The sequence below is a fragment of the Streptomyces sp. NPDC030840 genome (assembly GCF_055572015.1).
In genome coordinates this window covers 160,052-186,126 of record NZ_JBVIEE010000011.1, presented here as the reverse complement: position 1 = coordinate 186,126, position 26,075 = coordinate 160,052, and the positions used below count along the sequence as shown (strand labels likewise).

The 26,075-nt window shown below is 68.6% G+C and carries 20 protein-coding genes and 1 pseudogene; 11 read left to right on the top strand and 10 right to left on the bottom strand.

Annotated features, from left to right (window positions below; genetic code table 11):
- Positions 1-549: 549 nt before the first annotated feature.
- The 3 genes from ACZ49J_RS24190 (at position 550) to ACZ49J_RS24180 (ending at position 9,566) form a co-directional block, all read left to right on the top strand.
- Positions 550-8,184 (top strand): ricin-type beta-trefoil lectin domain protein, encoded by a 7,635-nt coding sequence (locus tag ACZ49J_RS24190; protein WP_467452585.1) that lies wholly within the window; start codon positions 550-552, stop codon positions 8,182-8,184.
- Between the two features lie 100 nt (positions 8,185-8,284).
- On the top strand, positions 8,285-8,821 hold the full coding sequence (locus ACZ49J_RS24185) for a hypothetical protein (protein ID WP_467452586.1): 537 nt from the start codon (positions 8,285-8,287) through the stop codon (positions 8,819-8,821).
- Positions 8,822-8,903: 82 nt separating this feature from the next.
- A complete protein-coding gene (locus ACZ49J_RS24180; RefSeq protein WP_467452588.1) occupies positions 8,904-9,566 on the top strand; it encodes a hypothetical protein in 663 nt (220 codons plus the stop codon).
- A gap of 358 nt (positions 9,567-9,924) precedes the next feature.
- Here the strand turns inward: ACZ49J_RS24180 and ACZ49J_RS24175 are convergent, their stop codons facing one another.
- Together ACZ49J_RS24175 and ACZ49J_RS24170 are read right to left on the bottom strand one after the other, a co-directional pair.
- Entirely contained in the window at positions 9,925-10,128 is a 204-nt protein-coding gene (locus ACZ49J_RS24175) for a DUF397 domain-containing protein (RefSeq protein ID WP_467452589.1), read from the bottom strand.
- Positions 10,129-10,136: 8 nt separating this feature from the next.
- Positions 10,137-10,988 (bottom strand): helix-turn-helix domain-containing protein, encoded by an 852-nt coding sequence (locus ACZ49J_RS24170; protein ID WP_467452590.1) that lies wholly within the window; start codon positions 10,986-10,988, stop codon positions 10,137-10,139.
- 236 nt (positions 10,989-11,224) lie between these two features.
- Between ACZ49J_RS24170 and ACZ49J_RS24165 the strand changes: the two are divergent.
- Positions 11,225-11,669, top strand: a pseudogene (locus tag ACZ49J_RS24165) (ATP-binding protein).
- Here ACZ49J_RS24165 and ACZ49J_RS24160 read toward each other — a convergent pair.
- Positions 11,670-11,903, bottom strand: coding sequence for a hypothetical protein (locus tag ACZ49J_RS24160; protein WP_467452591.1), 234 nt, complete (start codon positions 11,901-11,903; stop codon positions 11,670-11,672). It lies immediately after the preceding pseudogene.
- Between the two features lie 305 nt (positions 11,904-12,208).
- Here ACZ49J_RS24160 and ACZ49J_RS24155 point away from each other — a divergent pair, with 305 nt between their 5' ends.
- Together ACZ49J_RS24155 and ACZ49J_RS24150 are read left to right on the top strand one after the other, a co-directional pair.
- The gene (locus tag ACZ49J_RS24155) at positions 12,209-12,769 is read left to right on the top strand and encodes a hypothetical protein (RefSeq protein ID WP_467452592.1); all 561 of its coding nucleotides are present in this window, start codon (positions 12,209-12,211) and stop codon (positions 12,767-12,769) included.
- Between the two features lie 162 nt (positions 12,770-12,931).
- On the top strand, positions 12,932-13,486 hold the full coding sequence (locus tag ACZ49J_RS24150; RefSeq protein ID WP_467452593.1) for a hypothetical protein: 555 nt from the start codon (positions 12,932-12,934) through the stop codon (positions 13,484-13,486).
- 48 nt (positions 13,487-13,534) lie between these two features.
- On the opposite strand, the gene ACZ49J_RS24145 is transcribed toward ACZ49J_RS24150, so the two are convergent.
- From ACZ49J_RS24145 to ACZ49J_RS24135, 3 genes are all read right to left on the bottom strand, one after another.
- Positions 13,535-15,400 carry an endo alpha-1,4 polygalactosaminidase gene (locus tag ACZ49J_RS24145; protein ID WP_467452594.1) on the bottom strand — a complete coding sequence of 622 codons (1,866 nt, stop codon included), beginning with the start codon at positions 15,398-15,400 and terminating at the stop codon, positions 13,535-13,537.
- Positions 15,401-15,597: 197 nt separating this feature from the next.
- Entirely contained in the window at positions 15,598-15,900 is a 303-nt protein-coding gene (locus ACZ49J_RS24140; RefSeq protein ID WP_467452595.1) for a hypothetical protein, read from the bottom strand.
- 31 nt (positions 15,901-15,931) lie between these two features.
- Positions 15,932-17,647 (bottom strand): sodium:solute symporter family protein, encoded by a 1,716-nt coding sequence (locus ACZ49J_RS24135; RefSeq protein ID WP_467452596.1) that lies wholly within the window; start codon positions 17,645-17,647, stop codon positions 15,932-15,934.
- A gap of 147 nt (positions 17,648-17,794) precedes the next feature.
- Between ACZ49J_RS24135 and galT the strand changes: the two genes are divergently transcribed.
- Genes galT through galK form a run of 3 tightly spaced genes read left to right on the top strand, consistent with a single transcriptional unit; the run spans position 17,795 to position 21,048 of the window.
- The gene (galT, locus tag ACZ49J_RS24130; protein WP_467452597.1) at positions 17,795-18,856 is read left to right on the top strand and encodes a galactose-1-phosphate uridylyltransferase; all 1,062 of its coding nucleotides are present in this window, start codon (positions 17,795-17,797) and stop codon (positions 18,854-18,856) included.
- On the top strand, positions 18,853-19,815 hold the full coding sequence (gene galE, locus ACZ49J_RS24125; RefSeq protein ID WP_467452598.1) for a UDP-glucose 4-epimerase GalE: 963 nt from the start codon (positions 18,853-18,855) through the stop codon (positions 19,813-19,815). The genes galT and galE overlap by 4 nt, the downstream gene beginning before the upstream one ends.
- A gap of 54 nt (positions 19,816-19,869) precedes the next feature.
- On the top strand, positions 19,870-21,048 hold the full coding sequence (gene galK, locus ACZ49J_RS24120) for a galactokinase (protein WP_467452599.1): 1,179 nt from the start codon (positions 19,870-19,872) through the stop codon (positions 21,046-21,048).
- Positions 21,049-21,090: 42 nt separating this feature from the next.
- Here the strand turns inward: galK and ACZ49J_RS24115 are convergent, their stop codons facing one another.
- On the bottom strand, positions 21,091-21,546 hold the full coding sequence (locus tag ACZ49J_RS24115) for a GNAT family N-acetyltransferase (RefSeq protein ID WP_467452765.1): 456 nt from the start codon (positions 21,544-21,546) through the stop codon (positions 21,091-21,093).
- 252 nt (positions 21,547-21,798) lie between these two features.
- Here ACZ49J_RS24115 and ACZ49J_RS24110 point away from each other — a divergent pair, with 252 nt between their 5' ends.
- On the top strand, positions 21,799-22,569 hold the full coding sequence (locus ACZ49J_RS24110; protein WP_467452600.1) for a LuxR C-terminal-related transcriptional regulator: 771 nt from the start codon (positions 21,799-21,801) through the stop codon (positions 22,567-22,569).
- Here ACZ49J_RS24110 and tamR read toward each other — a convergent pair.
- Entirely contained in the window at positions 22,528-23,025 is a 498-nt protein-coding gene (tamR, locus tag ACZ49J_RS24105; RefSeq protein WP_030844890.1) for a MarR family transcriptional regulator TamR, read from the bottom strand. The two genes, ACZ49J_RS24110 and tamR, sit on opposite strands and share 42 nt — an antisense overlap.
- 155 nt (positions 23,026-23,180) lie before the next feature.
- On the opposite strand from tamR, the gene ACZ49J_RS24100 reads away from it, so the two are divergent.
- Positions 23,181-23,993, top strand: a complete 813-nt coding sequence (locus tag ACZ49J_RS24100) for a trans-aconitate 2-methyltransferase (RefSeq protein ID WP_467452601.1) — start codon at positions 23,181-23,183, stop codon at positions 23,991-23,993.
- A 96-nt stretch (positions 23,994-24,089) separates the two neighbouring features.
- On the opposite strand, the gene ACZ49J_RS24095 is transcribed toward ACZ49J_RS24100, so the two are convergent.
- Positions 24,090-24,755: a TetR family transcriptional regulator gene (locus ACZ49J_RS24095; protein ID WP_467452602.1), complete on the bottom strand. Its 666-nt coding sequence runs from the start codon at positions 24,753-24,755 to the stop codon at positions 24,090-24,092.
- Positions 24,756-24,762: 7 nt separating this feature from the next.
- Positions 24,763-25,794: an acyl-CoA desaturase gene (locus ACZ49J_RS24090; protein WP_467452604.1), complete on the bottom strand. Its 1,032-nt coding sequence runs from the start codon at positions 25,792-25,794 to the stop codon at positions 24,763-24,765.
- Between the last annotated feature and the right edge of the window lie 281 nt (positions 25,795-26,075).

Here is a 26,075-nt window from a genome sequence, read left to right as displayed (position 1 = left end):
TGACGTGGTGCGGCCCGGGAAGGCGCGGACCAGAGCATGACCCATGCATGGGGATTGCGCCAGAGATTCCGGACTCTTTACCCGGTCCGGACCGGTGAACGGATCGCCGGGGTCCGCTCGTACGTCTCTGTGGACGAGGCCGGCGGCGGGAGAGCTGCGGGAGTGATCCGGGCGGGGCGAAGTGGGCATGGCGCATCAAATGCCCATCGCCAGTGGCGACCTGACGGGTAGTTGTCTCCTCTTTGACTTGATCACCCGGAATTGGTCACCTCTGGTGATCATGGGGGAATAGTCTCCGAATAAACCCCGGCTCCCTACTTGCCGGTGGAATTGGGTAATTCGCTCTGTGAGCTAAATCACCACCATCAGGCGGCTTGTTGACATTCGGTGAAAACCTGCCGGAGCATTCGTGCTCGTCAATTGCAGAGAGCGGGGGGCCGCGCTATGTGGGGAACGCTGTCGTGGTGCGGCCGGAGACGGCTCGCGGGGAATCGTGCCGAGCGCCGGAGACGGGCGAGAGCGCGCGCCGGGGTCATCGGCGCGCTCACCGTGGCGCTGCTCGTGGGTGTCGTACCCGGTGCCTCCGCGCTGCCGCCCGGCGACGACCGCAGCGGCGTCGACCTGGTCGACCTGCCGAACTCCGACGACGCCGAGGGCGAGAACGGCGGAAAGCTCGCCGAGCTGACCACCTCCGAGGCCGAGGACCCCGAGGAGTACGACCCGGCCAAGGTCACCGCTCCCGCCGGCGGCACGGTGACGGAGGACATCGCCGACCTCGCTCCCGGCGAACTGGTCCCGGTCAGCCAGGACGGTGTGAGCCTCCCCGTCGAGGTCGGCGCCCCCAAGGACGCCACCACCACCGAGGCCGCCGCGCTGGAGGGCGAGTGGCAGGTCTCCCTCGCCGGCCAGAACGAACTCGCCGACACGGCCATCGAGGGCATGGCGCTGACGGTCACCCCGCCGGCCGAGGCCACCGGCGACGCCGTGATCGCCCTCGACTACACGGACTTCTCCGAGCTGTACGGCGCCAACTGGGCCGACCGGCTCTCCTTCGTCCAGTACCCGTCCTGCTTCCTGACCACCCCGGACACCGACGGCTGCTCCGAGCCCACCGAGGTCGGCACCGACAACGTGGTCGAGCAGACCGGCACCGACGGCGACGGCCGGCCGGTGTACGAGCGCCGCATCCTCGCCACCATGGACGTCGAGTCCCTGGCGGCCGGCGGCACCTCCACCGAGCCCTCCACCGGCACCTCCACCGCGTCCGCCGCCTCGGCCTCCGACGACGGCACGGTCGGCGACGCCGTCTACCGCGAGCGGCCCGAGGCGCGCCTGGCCACCCTGGCCGCCGCCACCGCCGGTTCGGGATCCTCCGTGCTGCTCGCCACCGACTCCGGCAGCGGCTCCAAGGGCGACTTCTCCGCGACCCCGCTGGTCAGCGCCGGCTCCTGGTCGGCCGGCGGCAACTCGGGCGCCTTCACGTACTCGTACACGCTGCAGACCCCGACGGTTCCCGGCGGCCCCTCGCCGTCCGTCTCCTTCGGCTACAACTCGCAGGGCGTGGACGGCCGTACGTCCGCCTCCAACAACCAGCCCTCCTGGATCGGCGACGGCTGGGAGTACAACGCGGGCTCCATCACCCGCACGTACAAGTCGTGCCGCGACGACCAGACGGGCGGCAACAACACCAAGAAGACCAGCGACCAGTGCTGGGGCTCGTACAACGCGGTCATGACCCTCGGTGGCCAGACGACCGAGCTCGTGCTGCCCGACGGCGCCGACCCCACCAGCGACAAGTGGGTCACCGCCAACGGCGACGGCTCCCGCGTCGAACTCGTCAAGAACACCGGCCTCGACAACGGTGACGCCGACGGCGAGTACTGGCGCGTCACCACCCGCGACGGCACCCAGTACTACTTCGGCCGGCACAAGCTGCCCGGCTGGGCGAGCGGCGACCCGACGACGAACTCCGTCCTCGCCGCCCCCGTCGCCGGCAACCAGAGCGGTGAACCCTGCTACAAGTCCGGTGACTTCGCCGGCTCCTTCTGCGACCAGGCCTGGCGCTGGAACCTCGACTACGTCGTCGACACCGACGGCAACGCCATGACGCTGTGGTGGGAGAAGGAGACCAACTACTACGCCAAGAACCAGAAGTTCAAGGCGACCGTCGCCTACGACCGCGGTGGCTACCTGAAGAAGATCGAGTACGGCCTGCGCACGGGCGCCCTCTTCGGCACCCCGATCGCCAGGGTCACCTTCGACGTCGACGAGCGCTGCTTCAAGGAGGGCGAACTCGCCTGCACCGAGGAGAACTTCACCTCGGGCGACTTCGGGAAGAACCGCATCTGGTACGACACCCCGGCCGACCTGTACTGCGCCAAGGGCAAGGAGTGCTACGTCCCCGTCCCCACCTTCTGGTCGCGCAAGCGCCTCTCCCAGGTGACGACGTGGGCCCAGCGCACCCAGGGATCGACGGCTCTGTCGAAGGTCGACAGCTTCAAGCTCCAGCAGTCCCTGCCCGCCGACCTCACCGACGAGGGCGTGGCGCTGTGGCTGGAGTCGATCACCCGCACCGGCTACGACACCGAGGGTGAGGCCATCGCCCTCAACCCCGTACGGTTCCTCGCCAACGCCCAGCCGATGCCGAACCGCGTCAAGGAGGGCTCGAACGACCCGAACCCGGCCTTCGACCGCCTGCGCATCACCCGGATCGTCAGCGAGTACGGCGGCGAGACCGACATCACGTACAAGGCACCGGAGGGCGCCTGCAAGGCGGGCAGCGGATTCCCCGACGTGGAGGACAACAAGGGCCTCTGCTACCCCGTCTACTGGAACCCGGACCCGGACAAGGAGACCATCGACTGGTTCCACAAGTACGTCGTGGAGAAGGTCCAGGAACTGCCGGCCCTGACCGGGGTCGACCCGGTCACCACCGAGTACGACTACCTCGACGGCGCGGCCTGGGCCCTGAACCAGGCGGAGTTCAGCAAGAAGAAGACGCGCACGTACGACCAGTGGCGCGGCTTCTCCCGGGTCCGCACCTACACGGGCGCGGACTCCTCCACCGCGTACATGTCCACCGAGAAGGGCATGACCGAGACCCGCTACTTCCGCGGCATGCACGGCGACAAGCTGCCGGGCGACGAGGGAACCCGCGAGGTCACGGTCACCGACTCCAACGGCTCGACGATCGCCCTCGACAAGGAGCCCTTCGCGGGCCGGGTCGCCGAGACGATGACGTACACGAAGAAGGGCGGCTCCCTGCTGACCCGTGACGTCGACTACCCGACGGCCACGGTCCTCGCCACCCGCACCCGCTCCGGCGGCATCCCGGCCCTCAAGGCCTACCGCGTCCTGGACGAACACAGCATCTCGGTGACCAACTCCTCGGGCACCGGCGACGACAAACGCACCTGGCGCGTGCTGAAGACGGCCACCGAGTACGAGGACACGTACGGCCTGCCCGTCAGGGTCGAGTCGATCGGCGACACCGACAAGGGTGGCGACGAGACGTGCACCGAGATGAGTTACGTCCACAACACGGACAAGCACCTCATCGGCCTGCCCAAGCAGACGCTGACCACCGCCGGTACCTGCGGGGAGACGCCCACGGCCGAGGACTGGATGGACGGCTCGCGGGTCGCCTACGACAAGGGCGCGTACGGCGACACCCCGACCTCCGGCTCGGCGACGACGACATGGGCGGTCAGCGGCGACGGCGGCAGCTGGACGAAGGACGGCGAAGTCTCGTACGACGACTACGGCCGCACGACGTCCACGACCGACGCGGCGGGCAACGTCGACAAGACCACCTACACCCCGTCCACGGGCCAGGTGTACGAGGTCAAGACGACCAACGCGCTGCAACAGAGCGAGACGACCGTCCTGGAGCCGGCCCGCGGCGTGTCCCTGAAGGAGACGGACGTCAACGGGCGCACCACGACCTTCACCTATGACGCGCTCGGCCGCACCACTCAGGCATGGTCCCCGACCCGGTCCACGTCCAAGTCCCCGTCGGCGAAGTTCACGTACGACACCACGATCGGCCAGCCGGTCTCGGTGACGACGGAGGCCCTGAAGGACGACGGCGACTACGAGACGTCCACGGTCATCTACGACGGCCTGGGCCGCGAACGCCAGAAGCAGGAACCGGCGGTCGGCAAGGGCCGCCTCATCACGGACATCCTCTACAGCGCCAACGGCACCATCGCGCGGACGAACAACGCGTACTACGACACGGGCAACCCGTCGACGACGCTGTTCGAGCTGGACTCCGACTACCAGGTCCCCAACGCCACGCTGTACTCGTACGACGGCCTGGGCCGCACGCTGACGGAGACGCCGTACCTGCACGGCACCGAGAGCACCGCCAAGCAGACGCGTTATGTCTACGGAGACGACTACTCCACGGTGATCCCCCCGTCGGGCGGCGCGGTGCAGCGCAGCTTCTCGGACGCGCAGGGCCGCACGGTCCGCGTGGACACGTTCACCAACGCGGCCCGTACGGAGTTCCGCTCGACGCGCTACACGTACGACTGGCGCGGCGACCGTGTGAAGGCGGAGGACTCCGAGGGCAACACGTGGACCTGGCAGTACGACGCGCGCGGCCGTGAGGTCGAGGCGGTCGACCCCGACACGGGCACGACGACCACGAAGTACGACGCGCTCAACCGCCCCACGCTGGTCACCGACGAGAACGCGACGGTGTGGACGAAGTACGACGCGCTGTCCCGCCCGGTCGAGCAGCGCGAGAACGGTGAGAACGGCACGCTGCTGGCGTCCACGGAGTACGACACGCTGATCGGCGGCGTGGGCCTGCCGACGTCGCAGACCCGCTACACGGACGGGATGGCGTTCACGACGTCGGTGACCGGCTACACCGCCGACTACCAGCCGCTGGGCAAGCGCATCACGATCCCCGAGGCGGTCGCGACGGCGTCCGGCCTGCAGAAGGAGTACGCGTACAGCTTCGAGTACGCGGAGTCGGGTCAGCTGAAGTCGGTGAACCTGCCGTCGGTGGGAACGCTGCCCGCCGAGAAGCTGGTGATCCGCTACAACGAGGACGGCCTGCCGGTCTCGACGTCGGGCCAGGAGTGGTACACGGCACAGACCTCGTACTCCCCGTACGGCCAGGTGCTGCGCACGGTCAGCGGCGAGAACCCCAACCGGGTATGGACGACGAACCTGTTCGACGAGGCGACGGGTGAGCTGCAGCGGAGCATCGTCGACCGCCAGTCGACGAGCGACACGACTGCGGTGACCGGCCACCGGGTCAACTCCCGGGCGTACGCGTACGACCCGGCCGGCAACGTCACGTCGATCGCGGACACCTCAAACTCGGTGACGGACCGCCAGTGCTTCACGTACGACGCGCTGGGCCAGCTGACCGAGGCCTGGACGGCACCGAGCAGCTGCACCGCTTCCGGCAAGACGAAGGCGGCCCCGAAGTACGACGACGGCACGACGAACGTGACGGCGGCGAACGAGGGTTACTGGCAGACGTACGAGTACGACGCGCTGGGCAACCGCAAGAAGCTCATCGAGCACGACCCGGGCCTGGACACCTCGAAGGACGCGACGACGACGTACACGTACGGGGCGTCGGACGGCACCCAGCCGCACACCCTCACCGGCATGTCCTCGACGTACAAGGCGGACTCGGGCGCGCAGGTCACCAAGGCGACGAAGCTGGAGTACGACGACGCGGGCAACACGACGAAGCGCACGTACGACGGCGACGAGCAGGCGCTGGAGTGGACGTGGGACGGCCAGGTCAAGTCGGTCACGGGCTTCGGTGAGAACGGCTCGGGCGCGTGGAAGGGTCTCGCGAACAAGTGCCTGGACCTGGCGGGCGGGCTGACGACGGCGGGCACGCCGCTTCAGCTGTACTCCTGCAACGGCACGAAGGCGCAGAAGCTGCGGATCGACGCGCCGGCGGGTTCGTCGGACCCGTCGACGGGCGCGCTGAAGATCATGGGCAAGTGCGCGGTGCCGTCGGGTGGCGGCACGGCGAACGGCACGGCGATCGTGATCGCGGACTGCACGGGCGCGAACGCCCAGAAGTGGACGGCGACCTCGACGGGCACGCTGAAGCACGTCGACTCGGACAAGTGCCTGGACGTGCCCAGTTCCAACTCGGCGGACGGCACGGACCTGCAGCTGTACACCTGCAACAGCTCGGCGGCGCAGTCGTGGACGCCGGACAAGAAGACGGTGTACGTCTACGGCGGTGACGGCTCGCGTCTGATGGCGCTGTCGGCGACGGAGCGGACGCTGTACCTGGGCGAGGCGACGATCTCGCTGAACGCCAACAAGACGCCGGCGTACACGGAGCGGTACTACTCCCAGCCGGGTGCGCCGACGGTGATGCGGCACGCGATCGGTTCGGGTGCGTCCGAGTTGTCGGTGCAGGTGGCCGACCAGAACGGCACGGCGTACGTGAACGTGGCGCTGACGTCGGGCAACCGGGTCAAGTTCTCCAAGACGGACCCGTTCGGTGTGGAGCGCTCGGAGAGCACGGCCTGGCGTTCGCACCGCTCCTACGTGGGCGGCGACGACGACGCGGCCGGTGGTCTGGTGCACCTGGGGGCGAGGGAGTACGACCCGACGACGGGCCGCTTCCTGTCCGCGGACCCGGTCCTGGACCTGGCGGACCCGGTGCAGATGAACGGGTACGTGTACTGCGAGAACAACCCGGTGACGTTCGCGGACCCGTCGGGGCTTGCGTCGGAGGGCGGCAACGGCGGCTACGGCGGTCCGTCGGCGTCGGCGGAGGCGTGGGCGAAGAAGACGCTGAACACGTCGATCGCGGACGTCATCATGTCGGTCGGCTGGGCGGCGCTGAAGGACTTCGTCGGCTGGAACGACCTGGTGGGCTGCTTCTCCCGGGGTGATCTGTGGGCGTGCGGCAGCATGGTCGTGGGCGCGATCCCGTGGACGAAGCTGGGCAAGATCCCGGGGGTTCTGAAGGCGGCGGCGAAGATCGCGAGCGCGGTCAGCGCCCTGTTGAAGGCCAAGGAGAAGGCCCGCAAGATCATCGAGATGGCCAAGAAGGCGCGTGAGCTGGCGCGCAAGGCCAAGGAGGCGAAGAAGCGGGCGGCTGAACGGGCGGCCCAGCTGAAGAAGAAGGCCAAGGAAGCGGCCACCAGACAGGCGAAACGGGCGGCGCAGAAGACCGGGAACACGGTCCAGAAGGCGCGGAAAACCTCGGCGAAGAAGGCGGAAACGCCGAGACCGCAGACGAAGCAGGCCAAGGCGAAGTCGTCCAGCGGCGGCGGCAAGGGCAACAGCAGTGACGCCGGCGCGAGCTGTCCGATCAACAACAGCTTCGTCCCGGGCACGCAGGTCCTGATGGCCGACGGCACCACCAAGCCGATCGAGGACGTCAAGAACGGCGACAAGGTCCTGGCCAGTGACCCGAAGACCGGCGAGACGACTGCCGAGACGGTCACGGCCGAGATCAAGGGCGAGGGCGTCAAGCACCTGGTCAAGGTCACCGTCAGCACGAACGGCAACGACGCCGAGACCACTGCTGAGGTGACGGCGACCGAGGGGCACCCGTTCTGGGTCCCGGAGATTGGTGAGTGGATCGACGCCACCGACCTGAAGGCGGGCCAGTGGCTGCGCACCAGCGCCGGTACCCACGTCCAGATCACAGCGATCGAACGCTGGACGGCGACCTCCGCCACGGTCCACAACCTCACTGTCAGCGACCTGCACACCTACTACGTGCTGGCCCGTCAGACGCCCGTCCTCGTCCACAACTGTGGTACGGGCGGGGCCGATATCGACCACCTGACCGACATGGTGGACGACATCACGGACGCCGTGGGAGCCGGAGCCGGCTGGCGCACCATGGGTGCCCTTCACGCGGATGTCCCCGGCAACTCTCGCGGCCTGGACATCGTCGCGGTCGGAGCTCGCGCCGACCTGACCCAGGGGCAGTGGCAGAGGCTGCCGGACCTCGGGACCGGAACCCTTGCCATTCGTGTGCCTCAGCCTCTGAAGACGGTGGCGAAGGAGAACCTCTGGCACGCCGAGGTGAAGATGTTCACCGAGGCGGCGGGGATTTTGCAGATCCAACCGCGGCTCCTGGTGGTGAGCAGGCCGATCTGTACGCCCTGCCAGAACTACCTCAGGAGAGTGGGAGCCAACATCACGTCGGACACCACGGCTGAGTGGTGACGATAGGGTCGGTGAGTCCTTCGCGGAGCCAGGTGACACCTGGCTCCGCGGTTTTCTCCGATGGTTCGGAGACGCGGGGAAGGTTGTTGAGATGCCGGGTGTGAGTGGTCAGGAAGCAGTCGCCTGTGGCTGCTCCGCAGCGGCGAGGATGGGTGGTGCTGTCTTTGCCGCGTGCGGCGACAACGAACGGCTCCAGCAGCTCTACTACCGGGTGGACGCGGGCGTGCGAGGAATCTGGCGATTCTTCCGTGGGTACGAGTTGAGGGAGCAACTCCTGCGGGACGCAAGCGCGGCGAATGAGATGCTTTCTGGTGAATTCCCCCCGGACCTGCTGCCGCGAGACTTCGTTGCCGATTACTCGCGAGTTGTCAGGCGGGTCTTCAAGGCGCTGGAGAACGTGGAAGGCGAAGCCTCGGGAGCCGAGGTCGAAGAGATCGCATTGCGCGCCGCCACCGCCCTGGAGAGAGGACTGCCCACGGCCGACGGTGCGGCTGAATTCGAGCGACGTTGTCAGGAAGAGTCCCATCGGATCGTCACAGCTCGGGGCTTGGACGAGAGCGCGGTTCGGGAGATCCGTAAGGCGTCCGGCGTGTGGGCGCTTCATTATCAGAGGTTCGTGCTTCCTGAGAACGCCTGACAAGGGACGCGGCGGGTCGGACGGTGGGCAAGTGGGGGGCGGTATGGGAGCGTTGAGGGTGGCGCGACTGGGAGTGGCGGCAGTGCTGGCCATGCTGTGCGCATCGGTGTCCGCCTGCGATGTGGCGAGCGGTAGCGCCGGCGGTGATCCGGACCTGAAGGTGCCGCAGGTGAGTGCCAGTTCGGTGGCTCAGCGCGGGGGGCTCGACGGGGTGGCTCTCGGGCCGCGCAACGCGGACGGATTCGACGTCACTGCGCCTGCGACCAGCGATGTGGTCGGACAGACGGACGTGCGGGTGACACAGAGTGCCTGTGCCGCGGCAGGTTACGTTCTGGCAGGCACTGTGGTGGCGAATCCGGTGTCCACAGTGGTGCGTGAGGCGTCGGGCGAGGGTGTCGACGTGACCGTGGTGCTCGCCCACTATGAGGGGGAGCAGGCACAACGCGCGATGGAAGACCTCAGCACGGCCGTCGCCGAGTGCGCTGACGGGTTCGCCATGACCGTGGATGGTGACGAGCGGTCGACGGGGAAGGTCGCTCCGGAGATCGCGCCGGAAGGCGCGGAGCAGGCGCTGGGGCTGGGGGCGGTCGTCGAGTCGGCTGGGGTGAAGACGCCGGTGAAGGTGGTCGTGCTCCGCAAGGGTGCCACGGTCGGCTACATCACCGCCGTGCCGACGGGCAAGGCCGGCAAGGGCTTCGCTGTTCCGTCCGCCGTGGTCGATGCCCAGCTCGCCAGGCTCCAGTGACCTGGACTCGGCTGACGTCCTGTCAGTCGCGGCTCCGGGAGGGCACTCACCGGAGCCGACTGCGTATGAAGGTAAGAATCGAGGACCAACGCGGCGGAGAGCGTGAAGCTCAACGCCCGCTGGGTGTTCCTCTACCGGGGCAAGCTCAACGGCAATGAGAAGTCGCTGGGTTCGGGCGGTGAGAGGCCGTACTGCACGGCGAACAGCGCCGGTACGCGAGAGTTCTGCGAGATGGCGGTCGACATTCCTCGCGGTCGGCAAGTGGCCGCTGAGTCCCACGGGCTCCCGGAAAACACCTGGTGGGGGCGGACCTTCGATGGGACTCAGCGGACAATTGCAGGCACCATCGGGTGGTGCGTCATGCTCGTGGCGCGGCGAGCCTGCCGGACTTTATGCCCTGGAGGAGGAGGGCAAGAGGAGCGGGAGCGGTGGTGACTTCGGTGTGTGGGGTGTCGCTTTCGCGGAGGCGAATGGTGCGCGGGGTAGCGGCGAGTTCGACGCAGTTGTTGCCGTCGCCGCTTCCGGAGAAGGACGACTTCTGCCAGTTGCCAGGGGTGGTCACGGCGTTCCTCACAGTTCCTTCGCCAGCCGGTGGATGAAGTCACGCGACCGCTCAGGGTCGAGTGACACAGCTTCCACTCTACGGAAGAGCGTTCGAAATGCGCCGAGTTGGGCTTCGGAGTCGATGAAAGCCGCGCCATGGGGCGCGTCCCGTACCGCTGTGTCCAGCTTGGGCACAGCACCACCTGCGTACATCATGGCGTTCGTGGCTCCGGCGAAGCCGTCCAGGTCGAAGGGGATGACGCGAACGGTGATGTGGTCTGCCTCGGAGAGCTCCAGGATGCGGGCGAGTTGACTGCGTGCTGAGGCCCGGTCGGCGACTCTGATGCGTAGCGCCGCCTCGTGAATCACCGCTTCATACGGAACGGGAGTGGGGCCTTCGATGATCGCTTTGCGTTCCATCCGATGGCGGACGCGCAACTCAAGGTCGTTCTTGGGAAGTTCGGGGACTCGGTACGAGAAGACGGCGCGGGCGTAGTCTTCCGTCTGGAGCAGGCCGGGGACGTGTAGGAACTCGACATCGAGTCGGTACGTGGAGTGGTGCTCCAACTCGGCGAGATCCAGGAACACTGTGGGCAGCAGGTCCCCGTACTTCTCCCACCAGCCGCGTGTCCTGTCGGCTGCCATCGCAGCCAGCGCCGCGATCAACTCGTCGTCCGTGCAGGAGTAGTGGGCGGCAAGCCGTCGTACGCGCCCTTCGCTCACACCCGCAAGGCCGAACTCGATCTGACTCACCTGGCCTGAGTCCGTGCCGAGCAGTGCGGCGGCTTCACGCCCCTTGAGTCCTGCGGCCTCGCGAAGTTTCCGCAGTTCAGCCCCTAGGCGCACCTGGCGTGCGGTGGGCTGCTGCCTGCGCGGCATGGCTTCCTCCTTGCCCTCAACTGCTGTGAGGCACTGACGCGTTCGAGGGGCAGATTACGGGAGTGACTTGCAGGGTCCCAAATTATGGCCCTACTGTCAGTGATGCGACGCACACGCTGCGGAATGCCGGGACCCCCGGAAGCGCACCACTCCGTCCTGCCATGACGGCTGCGGCAATGCCACCGCCCGCACCCGCCGCGACCTGCGGACCCTTCCCCTTCGAACGGAGCTCACTCATGCCCGAAACCGAGTCTCCCCAGCTGAACGGTGACCCTTGGGAGTACTGGCTCCACATCCCCAACGACCCCCGAGCTGTCACCATCAGCCGCCGCACCCTCCGCCTGATCCTCACCGTGCACGGCCTCATCCGTCTCGTCGACACTGCCGAACTGCTCGCCGCTGAGCTGGTTTCCAACGCCGTACGCCACACCAAGGGCCCCGCAGCCCTCCGTGTGCTCTGGGCGGGCGGCGTCCTGCGGATTGGCGCCTGGGACACCGACCCCGAACCGCCAGAACCTCATGGGCCGTTGGATCAACGCGTCGGCCTCGACTTGGAAGGTGGGCGCGGGCTGGCTCTCGTCCGTTCCTGTGCCGACCCTGTGGGGCTGGCAGCCGCTGGCCAGAAACGGCGATCACGGCAAATACGTGTGGTGTGACTTGGCTGCAGGGGTAGCGAGCTGATCACGCCGGGGCGGAGCGCGCCCCGGGTCTGGACGCGTAGAAGCCCGCTACGACGCCGTACACGTACGGGGCTTCGGACGGCTCGCAGCCGCAGCTGACGGGGATGTAGCCGGGTGCGCCGACGGTGATGCGGCACGCGATCGGTTCGGGTGCGTCCGAGTTGTCGGTGCGGGTGGCCGACCAGAACGGCACGGCGTACGTGAACGTGGCGCTGACGCCGGGCAACCGGGTCAAGGGGAGCGCTCCGAGAGTACGCGAGTTGGCGTTCACACCGCTCGTATGTGGGCGGCGGCGACGACGCGGCCGGCGGTCTGGTGCACCTGGGAGCGAGGGCAGGCGACGGACAGTTCTGTGCCGAAGATATTTGCCGGGCCGAATTGGTGAAGCAGGGGGCAGATCCGGCGGATATCGTGTGCAGCGCCCCTCGGCGTCCCTCAGCGTCCTCTGAAGCGAGAGCCTGCACCGGTGCGCCCTCGTTGTGAGAGCCGGACGTCTTGCGATCAGTTCGCGCCAGGAACGGAATGGGAGAGCGACCTCCAATGAGTGGAGACATCGGGCTGGCAGTGGTCCCTCCTGGAAACGCTGGGAGGGACCGAGAGGAAGCGCTCCCTGCCTATCTGGTCCGGCTTTTGCACGACGACGAGGCCGAGCGGAAGAGGGCCCATGGCGTCCTCCACTGCGAGGTTGCGAACCAGGGACATCTGTACTCGGCGGCGGCCGCTTGTGTGGACGTGATCGTGAAGCACGTCGACTCCGGTGGCCACGCCTCGGCCGAGGCGCTCAGCCTTCTCGAAAGCATCCTCACCGCGCGCACTCCAGGGCTCCATGTGACCGTGAACGGGAAGGCGGTGGAGGCGGCTGAATACTGCCGCGAACGGATCCTCTCGGTGCTTCCTGTCCTGTTGGCTGCCGCGGGGGAGAGCGACCTCAAGTGGTTTCGCGAGCTCTGTTTCCTCATCCCCCAACTCGCTGACTCGTCGGGCGCAGTCGTCCCGTTCTTGCGTTCGTGTCTTTCCGATACTTCCGGGGAACGGCGAGAGATGTGTGAAGAAGCGCTTGAAGAGGCGGATGAAGTTGTAAGAGATGGGCACTTCTTGTGACGGGTAATGGTCCCGCAGTGGGCGTGGGGCAGCGCATGCTGCTCAGTGGGGTGGCGGTGCTGCTGTGCGCGTCGGTGTCCGCATGCGATGGGCGGCGGCTCCAAGGGGGAGGCCGACAGCTTCACCCCGTCGGCGCGTTGGCTGACCAGAGGGGGTGGGAGCGTGAAAGTCGAGATCGCGAGGCATGATTGGAGTTCGCTGAGGAGTCTGAGCGGCGAGGATTCGCTAATCCTGTGTGCGGCGCTCTGTGACCTGTGCGAAGCAACCTCTGAGAGTGATGTGGATCTGGCAATTCAGCGGATCGAGGATGAGGCTGTCACGCAGGGACTCCTGTCGGAGTCATCGGCTGCCGCGGCTCGGTGTCTCGTTCACGGGCTGTATACCCTCACCGGTTATGCCTTGGTCAGATCCTTGGAGACTCTGGCCGCCATCGCGTCGGGAAGACCTGCGCCAGCTCAAACGGCGGCGCGAACGATTGCAGAGAGATGCCTGAAGGAGACCTCCCTAGGGTTTTCTGCATATTGTGAGATATTGGAAACCTCGAGCGACGTCGATTGCCGGAGCGCGGCCATTGACCTTGTCCTCATGTGCGGATTGCATGATCCTGAATTGAGGGCCGCTGCCAGGTGGGCTCTGCAGTCTGCGATCTCCTCCGGGAGCCTGATGGATCTGGATGACCTGTTGGCCGCCTCACTCGCGGAGCTGGAACGGGTATAGCTGAGAACTGGATGAAGCCACGCGAACGCTTCGTACCTGAACCGCGCGTCAGCAGGTCTGGCGGACGTAGCCGCTCGAACCCTGGGGTACGACGTCCTGGTCGCGGCGGACGACGCTCAGTTCGCTGCCCCAGCCGGAGCACGCCTTTGCCAGCCCTCCGGCCGTGTACTCCACCACGAGCACGTTGTCGCCGAAGGCGTCGGCGAACGCGCCGCACTCGTCGTACTGCCCGCACTCCTCCGCCACGGCGAAGTCGAGGCCCACGGACGCCCGGTAGGGCGCGAGCTCCGCGGTGTTCTTCTGGGCGACGGCCAGGCCCTTCTTGTGGGCGTGCGTCACGAGCAGTTTCATCAGCGCCTTGGCCTGGTCGGCCGTGAGGTACTTGGGGAAGCGGGTGAAGGTGTCGTAGTTGTCGGGTTCGACGGCCTTGAACCCCTTCTCCGCGCACTCGTCGGTCCAGGCGTTCACCTCGGCGGCGATGCGCTGCCGCTTGGCGCCCGTGCGGATGTCCAGGACCGCCTCGTCCCAGTCCTTGTCGTAGACGACGTTCCCGTCGGCGTCGCGCAGCAGGAGGTCGGAGTCCCAGTCGCCCTCGGCGCCCTTCTGTGCCTGGAAGGCGTTGAAGTTGCAGATGCTGTACGCACCCGGCGCGGGCCCGTCCTCGTAGTCGCGGCTGACCACCCGCACACCGGACGGGAGAGGGTACGCGCCGCCGAGCTGGTAGTCCCACGGCACGTGCTTCGGCGGGAGCGTAACGGCGGACCCGGACCCGGACCCCGACCCGGACGCAGAAGCTGACGCTGACGCGGACGCCGGCGCGGTGGTGCCGGACGCCTTGGGCGACTCGGGAGCGCCGCTCTCGTCCGAGCCCATCCTCACCGCCGCGATGCTCAGCCCGGTCACGGCCAGCGCGGCGGCGAGGGCCACGAGGACACGCCGCCCCCGACGTCCTGGGCCGGTCCGGGCCCTGTCCGTTTCCCCCTCTCCCGCAGCGGTGGGCGGGCCCGCCGGAACAGGAGAAGGGGGAACGGGGAGCACCGGGGAGACCTGGCGGCTGGTGCCGTCCGTGTAGTCCGTGCCGGCCGCTCCCGGCGTGACCGGTCCGCCGTGATCCGGCAGGGCCCGCAACATACGCTGCAGTTCGCCGAGTTCGGGCCGGGTGGCCGGGTCCTTGGCCAGGCAGCGTTCGGCGATGCTCCGGAGGGGTTCGTCGACGCCGTCCAGGACCGGCGCCTCGTACATCACCTGATAGCCTGTCAAATAGGGGCTGGCGCCGTCGAAGGGACGGTTGCCCGTGGCCGCGTACACCAGCAGCGACCCCAGCGAGAACACGTCCGAGGCGGCGGTGACGTCGCGTGGCGCGGCGAACTGCTCGGGGGACATGAAGGGCGGGGTGCCGATCAACCGGCCGGTGACGGTGAGGGCCTGGTTGTCGACGGCGTGGGAGATGCCGAAGTCGATGACGCGCGGGCCGTCCTCGGCCATCAGCACATTGCTCGGCTTCAGATCGCGGTGCACCATCCCCACCCGGTGGATGTCCCGCAGCGCCTCGACGAGCCCCAGCGCCAGGGTGCGCAAGTCCCGGCCGCGCAGGGGACCTTCCTTGGACACGATGTCGGACAGCGTGCGGCCCGGCACGTACAGGGTCGCCATCCACGGCTGTTCGGCGTCCGGGTCGGCGTCCACGACGGGCGCGGTGAACGCCCCGCTCACCCGGCGGGCCGCCGCGACCTCCTGCCGGAAGCGCGTGCGGAACTCCTCGTCCTGCGCGTACTGGGCGTGGATGACCTTGACCGCGACCCGCCGTCCCGAGTCCGAGTGGCCCAGGTAGACGACCCCCATGCCGCCGCTCCCGAGCCGGTCGACCAGCGCGTAGCTGCCTATCGACTCCGGGTCCCCGGGGTTCAGCGACATCGCCGGTCACCTTTCCCATGCGCCGAGCTTCGAGATGCTGTTGAGGGCCATCAGAGTATTACTGATGTCGGCCTCGGCCGCGTGGAGAAGTTCAGGAGGTGGGACGGGGCCGGGTGACGGCCCGGAGACTGCCGGACGCGGGGCGCCGGTCGCCCTACGGCACATGGCACGTGCCCACGGCGACCGGCGCCCCGTACTCACTCCGCCGGAGGCTCCTCGGGCACCGGCGCCTGCTTCAGTGGCCGCAGCCACAGCCACCCCAGGAAGAACAGCCCCAGGGCCAGCATCCCCAGTCCTGTCCACAGGTTGATGTTGACGCCCTCGGCCTTGTCCAGGTCGGCGTCGGAGGCGGTGATGCCGGCGATGGTGACGATGACGCCGTAGACGACGAACAGGCCGCCGATGATGCGGCGTACGTCGAACAGGCGGGCGGCCGTGGTCGACCTGCCCTCCAGTTCGGTGACCTCGCGATGGACGCTGTGCTCGGAGTGCTCGGACATGGTTGATCAGCCCCTCGACGGTCAGAGACGGTCAGAACGAGAACGGGACGTAGCAGGCGGCCGCCAGGACCACCGCTCCCCAGCCCAGCAGCGCCGGCTTGCGGTACCACGCGTCGTCGCCCTCGGCGGGCGGCTCGGCCATTCCGGGCGACCGGGTGCCGTAGACGAGGCCCTGGAGGTCGGCCTCCGGCTTCGGGGCGGTGAACAACGACACCGCCACCATCACCACCGCGCCCGCCACGAACCCGGCTATCGCCGAGACGAAGTTGGCGCCCTGGTCGGAGGGGATGTCGACGACGCCCTGCTTGTAGAGGACGAAGTAGTTGACCATCGCGGCCGTCGTGCCCGCCAGCAGGCCCCAGAAGCCCGACTTCATCGACGCCCGCCGCCAGAACATGCCGATGATGAAGACCACGAACATCGGCACGTTGAAGAAGCTGAACAGCGTCTGCAGGTAGCTCATGATGTTCGAGAAGCTCGACGCCAGGAACGCCGTGCCGATCGACGCCAGCACGCCGATCGCCGTGATGAGCCGGCCGAAGCGCACGTAGTACTCGTCCTCCCGGCCCTTCACCACGTACTTCGCCCAGATGTCGCTCGTGAACACCGTGTTGAACGACGAGACGTTCGCCGCCATGCCCGCCATGAACGCCGCCAGCAGACCCGTCACCGCGATGCCGAGGACGCCGTTGGGGAGCAGTTGCTCCATGAGGTACGGGATCGCGTCGTTGTACTGGAGGTCCGAGCCGGACGTGCCGATCTTCGGTACCAGGACGGCGGCCGCCAGGCCCGGGATCATCACCAGGAACACGATGAAGATCTTGGGGAAGGCCGCGATCAGCGGGGTGCGCCGGGCCGCCGACAGGTTCTTGGCGGACAGTGCGCGCTGCACCTCCGCGAAGTTCGTCGTCCAGTAGCCGAAGGACAGCACGAAGCCCAGGCCAAGCACGATCGTCAGCCAGTTCGCGCCCAGCGGGTTCGCGTCGCCGATGCCGGTGCCGCCCCAGGCGGTGACGAAGTCGTCGCCGTGGGCCTTGGTGAGGGAGTCCGTGAGGCCGTCCCAGCCGCCGACCTTCTTCAGGGCCAGCACGGTGATCGGGATCAGTGCGGCCAGGATCACGAAGAACTGCAGGACCTCGTTGTAGATCGCCGACGACAGGCCGCCGAGCGTGATGTAGGCGAGCACGAAGAAGCCCGCGACGACGATGGCGACCCACTGCGGCCAGCCGAGCAGGGCCTCCACGACGATCGCCAGGGCGTACAGGTTCACCCCGGCGATCAGGACGGCGGCGAACGCGAACAGGGCCGAGCTGAGCAGGTGGGCCGGCCGGTCGAAGCGCAGCAGCAGGAACTCGGGGACCGAGCGCACCTTGCTGCCGTAGTAGAAGGGCATCATCACCAGGCCGAGGAAGACCATGGCGGGGATGGCGCCGACCCAGTACCAGTGGACGGTGTACGCGCCGTACTGCGCGCTGTTGGCGGCCATCCCGAGGATCTCGGTGGCGGCGAGGTTGGCGGATATGAAGGCCAGACCGGTGACCCAGGCGGGCAGGGAGCGGCCGGAGAGGAAGAAGTCCAGGCTGGTCTTCACCGACCGGCGGGCCGCGAAGCCGATGCCGAGGACGACGACGAAGTAGATCGCCAGGATCGTGTAGTCGAGCCAGTTGGTGGGGAGCCGCAGCTCCGCCGCCAGGGGCTGTGCCAGGTGCGTGGGGGGCTGCTCCGCGAGGTATGGGGGGAATCGCATTCAGAGCTCACTTCGCTCACTTGGACTGGGGTGACTGGTGATCTTTGTTGGATTGTGATGATGACGGTCGTGGGGATTTGTGGTTTGATGTGTTCGCTTCTGTTTGATGGCTGAATTGGTTCGATCGGGCACGGATGGGGAGTCCGCGTGAAGAAGACCTCGACCCGGCTGGCCGACGGTCGTGAGCTGATCTACTACGACCTGCGCGACGACTCGGTCCGCGACGCCGTGGACCGGCGGCCGCTGGAGCGGACGGTCACCACCTCCGAGGTGCGCCACGACGTGCTGCTCGGTGACAGCGTTGCCATCGCCTCGCACCGCCAGGGCCGCACCTACCATCCGCCCGCCGACGAATGCCCCCTGTGCCCGTCCGAGGGCGACCGCCTGAGCGAGATCCCCGACTCGTCGTACGACGTGGTCGTCTTCGAGAACCGCTTCCCCTCGCTCGCCGGGGACTCGGGCCGCTGTGAGGTCGTCTGCTTCACCTCCGACCACCACGCGTCCTTCAAGGACCTGACCCGGGAACAGGCACGCCTGGTCCTGGAGGCCTGGACCGACCGCACGGCCGAGTTGTCGCATCTCCCCTCCGTGGAGCAGGTGTTCTGCTTCGAGAACCGCGGTGCCGAGATCGGCGTGACCCTCGGGCATCCGCACGGGCAGATCTACGCCTACCCCTTCACCACCCCGCGCACCGCCTTGATGTTGCGTTCACTCGCCACTCACAAGGAGGCGACCGGAGGTGAGAACCTCTTCGACTCCGTACTGGAGAGCGAGTTGGCCGGCGAGCGGATCGTGCTGCGGACCGAGCACTGGGTCGCCTTCGTGCCGTACGCGGCGCACTGGCCGTATGAGGTGCACCTCTACCCGCGCCGCCGGGTCCCCGACCTGCTGGCGCTGGACGAGGACGCGCGCACAGAGTTCCCCCAGGTTTATCTGGAACTCTTGAAGCGCTTCGACCGGATATTCGGCGAGGGTGAGCCGCCGGCGCCGTACATCGCCGCCTGGCACCAGGCGCCGTTCGGCGCCCTGGAGGAGTTCGACGGGGTCGTGCGGGAGGACTTCGCACTCCACCTAGAGCTTTTCACCATCCGCCGCACTTCCGGCAAGCTGAAGTTCCTCGCGGGTTCCGAGTCCGGCATGAACGTGTTCATCAACGACGTGCCGCCGGAGCGCGCGGCCGAGCGACTGCGAGAGGTAGCGAGTTCATGAGCGGTAAGTACCTGGTCACCGGTGGCGCGGGCTATGTCGGCAGCGTGGTCGCCCAGCATCTGCTGGAGGCGGGCCACGAGGTCGTCGTCCTCGACAACCTCTCGACCGGCTTCCGCGAGGGAGTGCCCGCGGGCGCCTCCTTCATCGAGGGCGACATCCGCGACGCGGCCAAATGGGTGGACTCCTCCTTCGACGCCGTCCTCCACTTCGCCGCCAGCTCGCAGGTCGGCGAGTCGGTCGTCAAGCCCGAGAAGTACTGGGACAACAACGTCGGCGGCACGATGGCGCTGCTCGCCGCCATGCGCGCCGCGGACGTCCGCAAGCTCGTCTTCTCCTCCACGGCGGCCACGTACGGCGAACCCGAGACGACCCCCATCGTCGAGTCCGCGCCGACCGCCCCGACCAACCCCTACGGCGCCTCCAAGCTCGCCGTCGACCACATGATCACCGGCGAGGCGGCGGCCCACGGCCTGGGCGCGGTCAGCCTGCGCTACTTCAACGTGGCGGGGGCCTACGGGGAGTACGGCGAGCGCCACGACCCCGAGTCGCACCTCATCCCGCTGGTGCTCCAGGTGGCGCAGGGCAAGCGCGACGCCATCTCCGTCTTCGGCGACGACTACCCCACGCCCGACGGCACCTGCGTCCGGGACTACATCCACGTCGCGGACCTGGCGGAGGCCCACCTGCTGGCGCTGGACGCGGCCGAGCCCGGCGAGCACCTGATCTGCAACCTCGGCAACGGCAACGGCTTCTCCGTCCGCGAGGTCATCGAGACGGTGCGCCAGGTCACCGGGCACCCGATCCCCGAGGTCGTGGCCCCGCGCCGTGGCGGTGACCCGGCGGTGCTGGTCGCCTCCGCGCGGGCGGCCCGCGAGCGGCTGGGCTGGAACCCGTCGCGTGCGGACCTCGCGGGGATCGTGGCGGACGCGTGGGAGTTCGCGCAGCGGCGCGACAAGTAATTTTGAGGACTGGAGTTCGAAGTCCGGTCCCGTAGGAAAGGTCAGGGTCAGGGGATGAGCGTTGCGAGCGCCGAGGCGGTCGCTTCCGCTGTCGCGGAGCGGTTCGAGGAGCTGTACGGGGCCGAGCCGGAGGGAGTGTGGGCGGCGCCGGGCCGGGTCAATCTGATCGGCGAGCACACCGACTACAACGACGGCTTCGTCATGCCCTTCGCGCTGCCGCACACGACGGTCGCGGCCGTCGGGCGCCGCACCGACGGCGTTCTGCGTCTGCACTCGGCGGACATCGAGGGCGGGGCGGTGGAGCTGACCCTCGACGCCCTGGCCCCCCAGTCCGACCGCAACTGGACGGCGTACCCGGCGGGCGTGGTGTGGGCCCTGCGCGAGGCGGGCCACACGGCGATCACGGGCGCGGACGTCCACCTGACCTCGACGGTCCCGACGGGCGCCGGGCTGTCGTCGTCGGCGGCGCTGGAGGTGGTGGTCGCCCTCGCGCTGAACGACCTGTACGACCTGGGTCTGAAGGGCTGGCAGCTGGCCCGCCTGTGCCAGCGCGCCGAGAACGTCTACGTGGGCGCCCCCACCGGGATCATGGACCAGACCGCGTCGGCGTGCTGCGAGGCGGGCCACGCCCTGTTCCTGGACACCCGCGACCTGTCCCAGAAGCAGATCCCCTTCGACCTGGCCGCCGAGAGCATGCGTCTGCTGGTCGTCGACACCCAGGTCAAGCACGCCCACAGCGACGGCGAGTACGGCAAGCGCCGCGCCGGCTGCGAGAAGGGCGCGGCACTGCTGGGCGTGGACGCGCTCAGGGACGTGCCGTACGCGGAACTGGACGCCGCCCTGGCCCGCCTGGGTGACGAGGAGGAGGTCCGCCGCCTGGTCCGCCACATCGTGACGGAGAACGAGCGCGTGGAGCGGGTCGTGTCCCTGCTGGAGTCGGGCGACACCCGTGCGATCGGCTCCGTCCTGGTCGAGGGCCACGCCTCCCTGCGCGACGACTTCCGCATCTCCTGCCCGGAGCTGGACCTCGTCGTCGACACGGCGCTGGGCGCGGGCGCGCTGGGTGCCCGTATGACGGGCGGCGGCTTCGGCGGCTCGGCCATCGTCCTGATCGAGGCCGCGGACGAGGAGAAGGTCACCAAGGCGGTGGAGGAGGCCTTCGCCGCCGCCAAATTCACCGCCCCCCGCGTGTTCGCCGCGGTGCCCGCGGCGGGAGCGCGCCGGCTGGTGTGACCGGAGGGGGTGAGCGGTGACGGACACCCCCGCCGCTGCCGCTCACCTCAGCCGCTTCGTCAGCGTGTACTCCGTGATCCCCGGCGGATAGTCGGGGATCACGCACACCACTTCGTACCCCTGCTTCTGGTAGAAGGCGGGGGCCTGGAAGTCCCACGTCTCCAGGCGGGCGTTGCGGGAACCCCGGTCGGTGGCAGCGAGGCGCTCCGCCTCGGACAGAAGCCGCGACCCGAGGCCCGCTCCCCGGCACCGCTCGTCGACCCACAGATAGGTCACGTGCAGCCAGGTCGCCCAGGTGTGCCCGACGAGACCGCCCGCGAGAGCGCCCTGACCGTCCAGTGCCCACACATGGAGCGGAACCTGCCGTTCGTCCGGTGTCCCCCGCAGGGAACGGAGCACCGGCGAAGCCGCAGTGTTCGTCTCCCGTAGTCGGGAACGCAGCAATTGGCTACGCTCTTTGTCGACTTCTGTCTCAATCCGAAACATACGGCTCACCATAAACGCGCTGGCCAAACAGTTCTGCAAATCGCCTTCCACTCCCTGCGCCCGGCCTTACTCTGATGAGCAGCACCGGTGGGGGCCGGTGCTGATCAGGGGGCGAGACAGTCGGGTACGACGCCCGAAGTGGGGGTAGCAGTTGCAGCACGGCGGCGGCCGTGCGGTTGTGGCAGCCCCGTCCCAGGTGGACAACCGGGGATCACTTCGGGCGCCGTACCTGCGCCGGTCGTCCCCCGACCAGTGGGGGTTTTCGTGGTTCGCATCCGAGTCCTGGTCGTCGACGACCACCGCATCTTCGCCGAGTCGCTCGCCGCAGCCCTGGCCGCCGAGCCCGACGTCGACGTGTCCGCGGCAGGCAGCGGCCCCGCCGCGCTGCGCTGCCTGGAACGCGCGGCGGCGGAAGGCCGCAGGTTCGACGTGCTGCTGGTCGACGCGGACCTGGGGGGCAACGCCCCCGGCGCGCGACCGGCGGCCGTGCCGGTGCAGGAGGGCAACGAGGACGGGCTGGTCGACGGCATCTCGCTCGTCGCCGGCGTCCGCTCCGGGCAGCCGAGCGTCCGCACCGTCGTCCTCGCCGAGAAGGACGACCCGCGCCGCGCCGCGCTCGCCCTGCAGGCGGGCGCCTCCGGCTGGGTCGCCAAGGACTGCTCGCTGTCCCGGCTGCTCACCGTCATACGGGGCGTGCTGCGCGACGAGACGCATCTGCCGCCCGCCCTGCTCACCGGCGTACTGCGCGAGCTCACCGCCGCCCGCAAGCACCGCACGGAGAGCGAGCGGCTCGTCGAGTCCCTCACCCCGCGCGAGCGCGAAGTGCTGCGGTGCATGGTGGCGGGACTGGGGCGCAAGGCCGTCGCCGAGCGCCTGTTCCTGTCCCCGCACACCGTCCGCACCCATATGCAGAACGTCCTCGGCAAGCTCGGGGTGCACTCCACCCTGGCCGCCGTCGCGCTCGCCCGGCGCGCCGGAGTCGGGCCCGCCGACCTAGCCGGGGATGTTGTCGAACGGGGCGGTCAACTGGCGTAGCAGACCAGCCAGTTCACCCCGCTGGGCGCGCGACAGCTCCGCGAGGATCGCGCGCTCCTGGTCCAGGAGGCCCGCCAGGGCCTGGTCCGCCCTGTCCCGGCCCTCGTCGGTCAGACGCACCAGGACACCCCGGCGGTCGCTGGGGTCGGGCAGCCGCTCCACCAGGCCCTTCTTCGCCAGCCGGTCGATACGGTTCGTCATCGTGCCCGAGGTGACCAGGGTCTGGGTGAGCAGCTGGCCGGGGGAGAGCTGATACGGCGTCCCCGCGCGCCTGAGCGCGGTCAGCACATCGAACTCCCACGGCTCCAGCTGGTGCTCGGAGAACGCCAGACGGCGCGCCCGGTCCAGGTGCCGGGCCAGCCTGCTCACCCGGCTGAGCACTTCCAGCGGCTCCACGTCGAGGTCCGGGCGCTCCCGGCGCCACGCTGCGACCAGCCGATCGACCTCGTCCTCCATGGCGATCAGTGTAGTGGTTGTGTCGACGTGAAGTCTCTTGACGTCGAGCATATTAGTATCAAGTCTCTTGACTTCGAGATACCTGCACTGTCACGGTGAGAACGCGGCATGGAGTCACGCCCAGTGCCGAGCCGAACCCACGAGGAGGTACGCCCATGTCCCCGACCGTCCCCGTCTGGGATCCCCACCAGTACCTGCGCCACTCCGGCCACCGCGCCCGCGCCTTCGTCGACCTGCTGGCCCACGTGCCCGAGCTCCCCGCCGGGCACCCCCGCGTCGCCGACCTCGGCTGCGGCCCCGGCAACGTCACCCGCCTGCTCGCCGACCGCTGGCCCGGCGCGCACATCACGGGCCTCGACAACTCCCCGGAGATGCTCGCCGAGACCGCACCCCTGGCCGGCCCCACCCCGGGCGGCGGCCACCTCGACTTCGCGCCCGCGGACGTCACGACCTGGGCGCCCCCGGAGCCGTACGACCTGATCGTCAGCAACGCGACCCTGCAGTGGGTGCCCGGCCACGTCGCACGCTTCCCCGACTGGGTGGCGGGGCTCACCCCCGGTGGCGTCCTCGCCTTCCAGGTGCCGGGCAACTTCGACTCGCCCAGCCACCGGCTCATGCGGGAAGTCGCCCACTCCGCGCGCTGGAAGGACCGGCTCGGCGAGACGCTCCGCCACGACGACGCGGTGCTGAGCCCGGCCGCGTACCTGCACCGGCTCGCCGGCCTCGGCTGCGAGGTCGACGCCTGGGAGACGACGTACCTGCACCTGCTCCAGGGTGAGGACCCCGTGCTCGACTGGGTGAAGGGCACCGGCCTGCGGCCGATCCTCACCGAACTCGGCGACGACGCCGAACCCTTCGTCACCGAGTACCGCGCCGCCCTGCGCGAGGCGTACCCGGCGACGGCCCACGGCACGGTCTTCCCGTTCCGCCGGGTGTTCGTGGTGGCCAGGAAGCCGGAGCCGCGGTGATCGCCGCCCTCGACCACGTGCAGCTCGCCGGCCCGCCCGGCTCGGGGCAGCAGCTGCGCTCGTACTACGTCGGCGTGGTTCACCTCTTTGAGTGACCTAGCTCTTCCGGCGCCCTATCAGGTGCGGCTTCGCCTCCAGCCCGTCCAGCCCGTGCCACGCCAGGTTCACCAGATGCGCCGCCACCTCCGCCTTCTTCGGGCGGCGGACGTCCAGCCACCACTGGCCCGTCAGGGCGACCATGCCGACCAGGGCCTGCGCGTACAGCGGGGCCAGCTTCGGGTCGAAGCCGCGGCTCTTGAACTCGCGGCCCAGGATGTCCTCCACCTGGGTGGCGATGTCGGAGATCAGCGAGGCGAAGGAGCCCGTCGACTGGGGGATGGGGGAGTCACGGACCAGGATGCGGAACCCGTCCGTGTACTCCTCGATGTAGTCCAGGAGGGCGAAGGCCGCCTGCTCGCACAGTTCACGGGGGTGGCCCGCCGTCAGGGAGCTGGTCACCATGTCCAGCAGACGGCGCATCTCGCGGTCCACCACCACCGCGTACAAACCTTCCTTGCCGCCGAAGTGCTCGTACACCACCGGCTTGGAGACCCCGGCCTTGGCCGCGATCTCCTCCACCGACGTGGCCTCGAACCCCCGGGCGGCGAACAGCGTGCGACCGATCTCGAGGAGCTGCTGACGTCTCTCGGCGCCCGTCATCCGGGTCCGGCGAGGGCGCCGCTGCTTGTCGCTGCCTGGAGTACTGCTCGAGTCGGTCGCCACCCGTCAATCATGCCGCCTCGGCGGTCTCCTTCTTGCGCCGGGAGCCGCCCTGACCGGTGTTCCGGCGGGAATCGATACGCGAGCGTGACGGCCAGCGCACGTCGTACGCCCAGCCGAGTTGTTCGAACCAGCGGATCAGCCGCGCCGAGGAGTCCAGCTGGCCGCGCTCCACACCGTGCCGCGCCGAGGTCGGATCGGCGTGGTGCAGGTTGTGCCAGGACTCGCCGCACGACAGGACCGCCAGCCACCACACGTTGCCCGAACGGTCACGCGACTTGAAGGGACGCTTGCCCACCGCGTGGCAGATCGAGTTGATCGACCAGGTCACATGGTGCAGCAGGGCCACCCGGACGAGCGACCCCCAGAAGAACCCGGTGAACGCGCCCCACCAGGACATCGTCACCAGACCGCCGATCAGCGCGGGCAGAGCCAGCGAGAGCACCGTCCAGAAGACGAACTGACGCGAGATCGCGCGGATCGCCGGGTCCTTGATCAGGTCCGGCGCGTACTTGTCCTGCGGCGTCTGCTCCTCGTCGAACATCCAGCCGATGTGCGCCCACCACAGGCCCTTCATCAGCGCCGGCAGCGTCTCGCCGAACCGCCACGGCGAGTGCGGGTCGCCCTCGGCGTCGGAGAACTTGTGGTGCTTGCGGTGGTCGGCCACCCAGCGCACCAGCGGCCCCTCCACCGCCATGGAGCCCGCGATCGCCAGCGCGATCCGCAGCGGACGCCTGGCCTTGAACGAACCGTGCGTGAAGTAGCGGTGGAAACCGATCGTGATGCCGTGGCAGCCCAGGTAGTAGAAGAAGACCAGCAGGCCGAGGTCCAGCCAGCTCACGCCCCAGCCCCAGGCCAGCGGCACCGCCGCGATCAGCGCGAGGAACGGGACGATGATGAAGAGCAACAGCGCGATCTGCTCGATCGAACGCTTCTTCTCGCCGCCCAGCGTGGCCGAGGGCTGTGCGGTGTCGGTCGTCTTGGTGCCTGTGGAATCGTTCGCCTGCGGGGCGTCTTCGATCACATCGGAGCTTGTGGTCATGGGCGTCCCCTGTGGGGTTCGAGGGTGGAGGCAGATGCCTGCGGCAACGGTCTGTCGGGGACAACGCTGTTCCCTACGGTTCCGTAACCTACGGCATCGTAAGTATGGCAGCGCGGTGCCCGGCGGCAAGAGCCCGACGGTCTGCGCGTCCGCATGGACACCTATCCTTGGAATCGGTCGGACAGCGCGGTCCGCTCTGATTTCTGCCCGGGTGAACCGTCCCCGAAGCGGCCATGACCCGTCCGTGGTCACGCCGCCCGGCGAACACCCGGGTTCCCTCC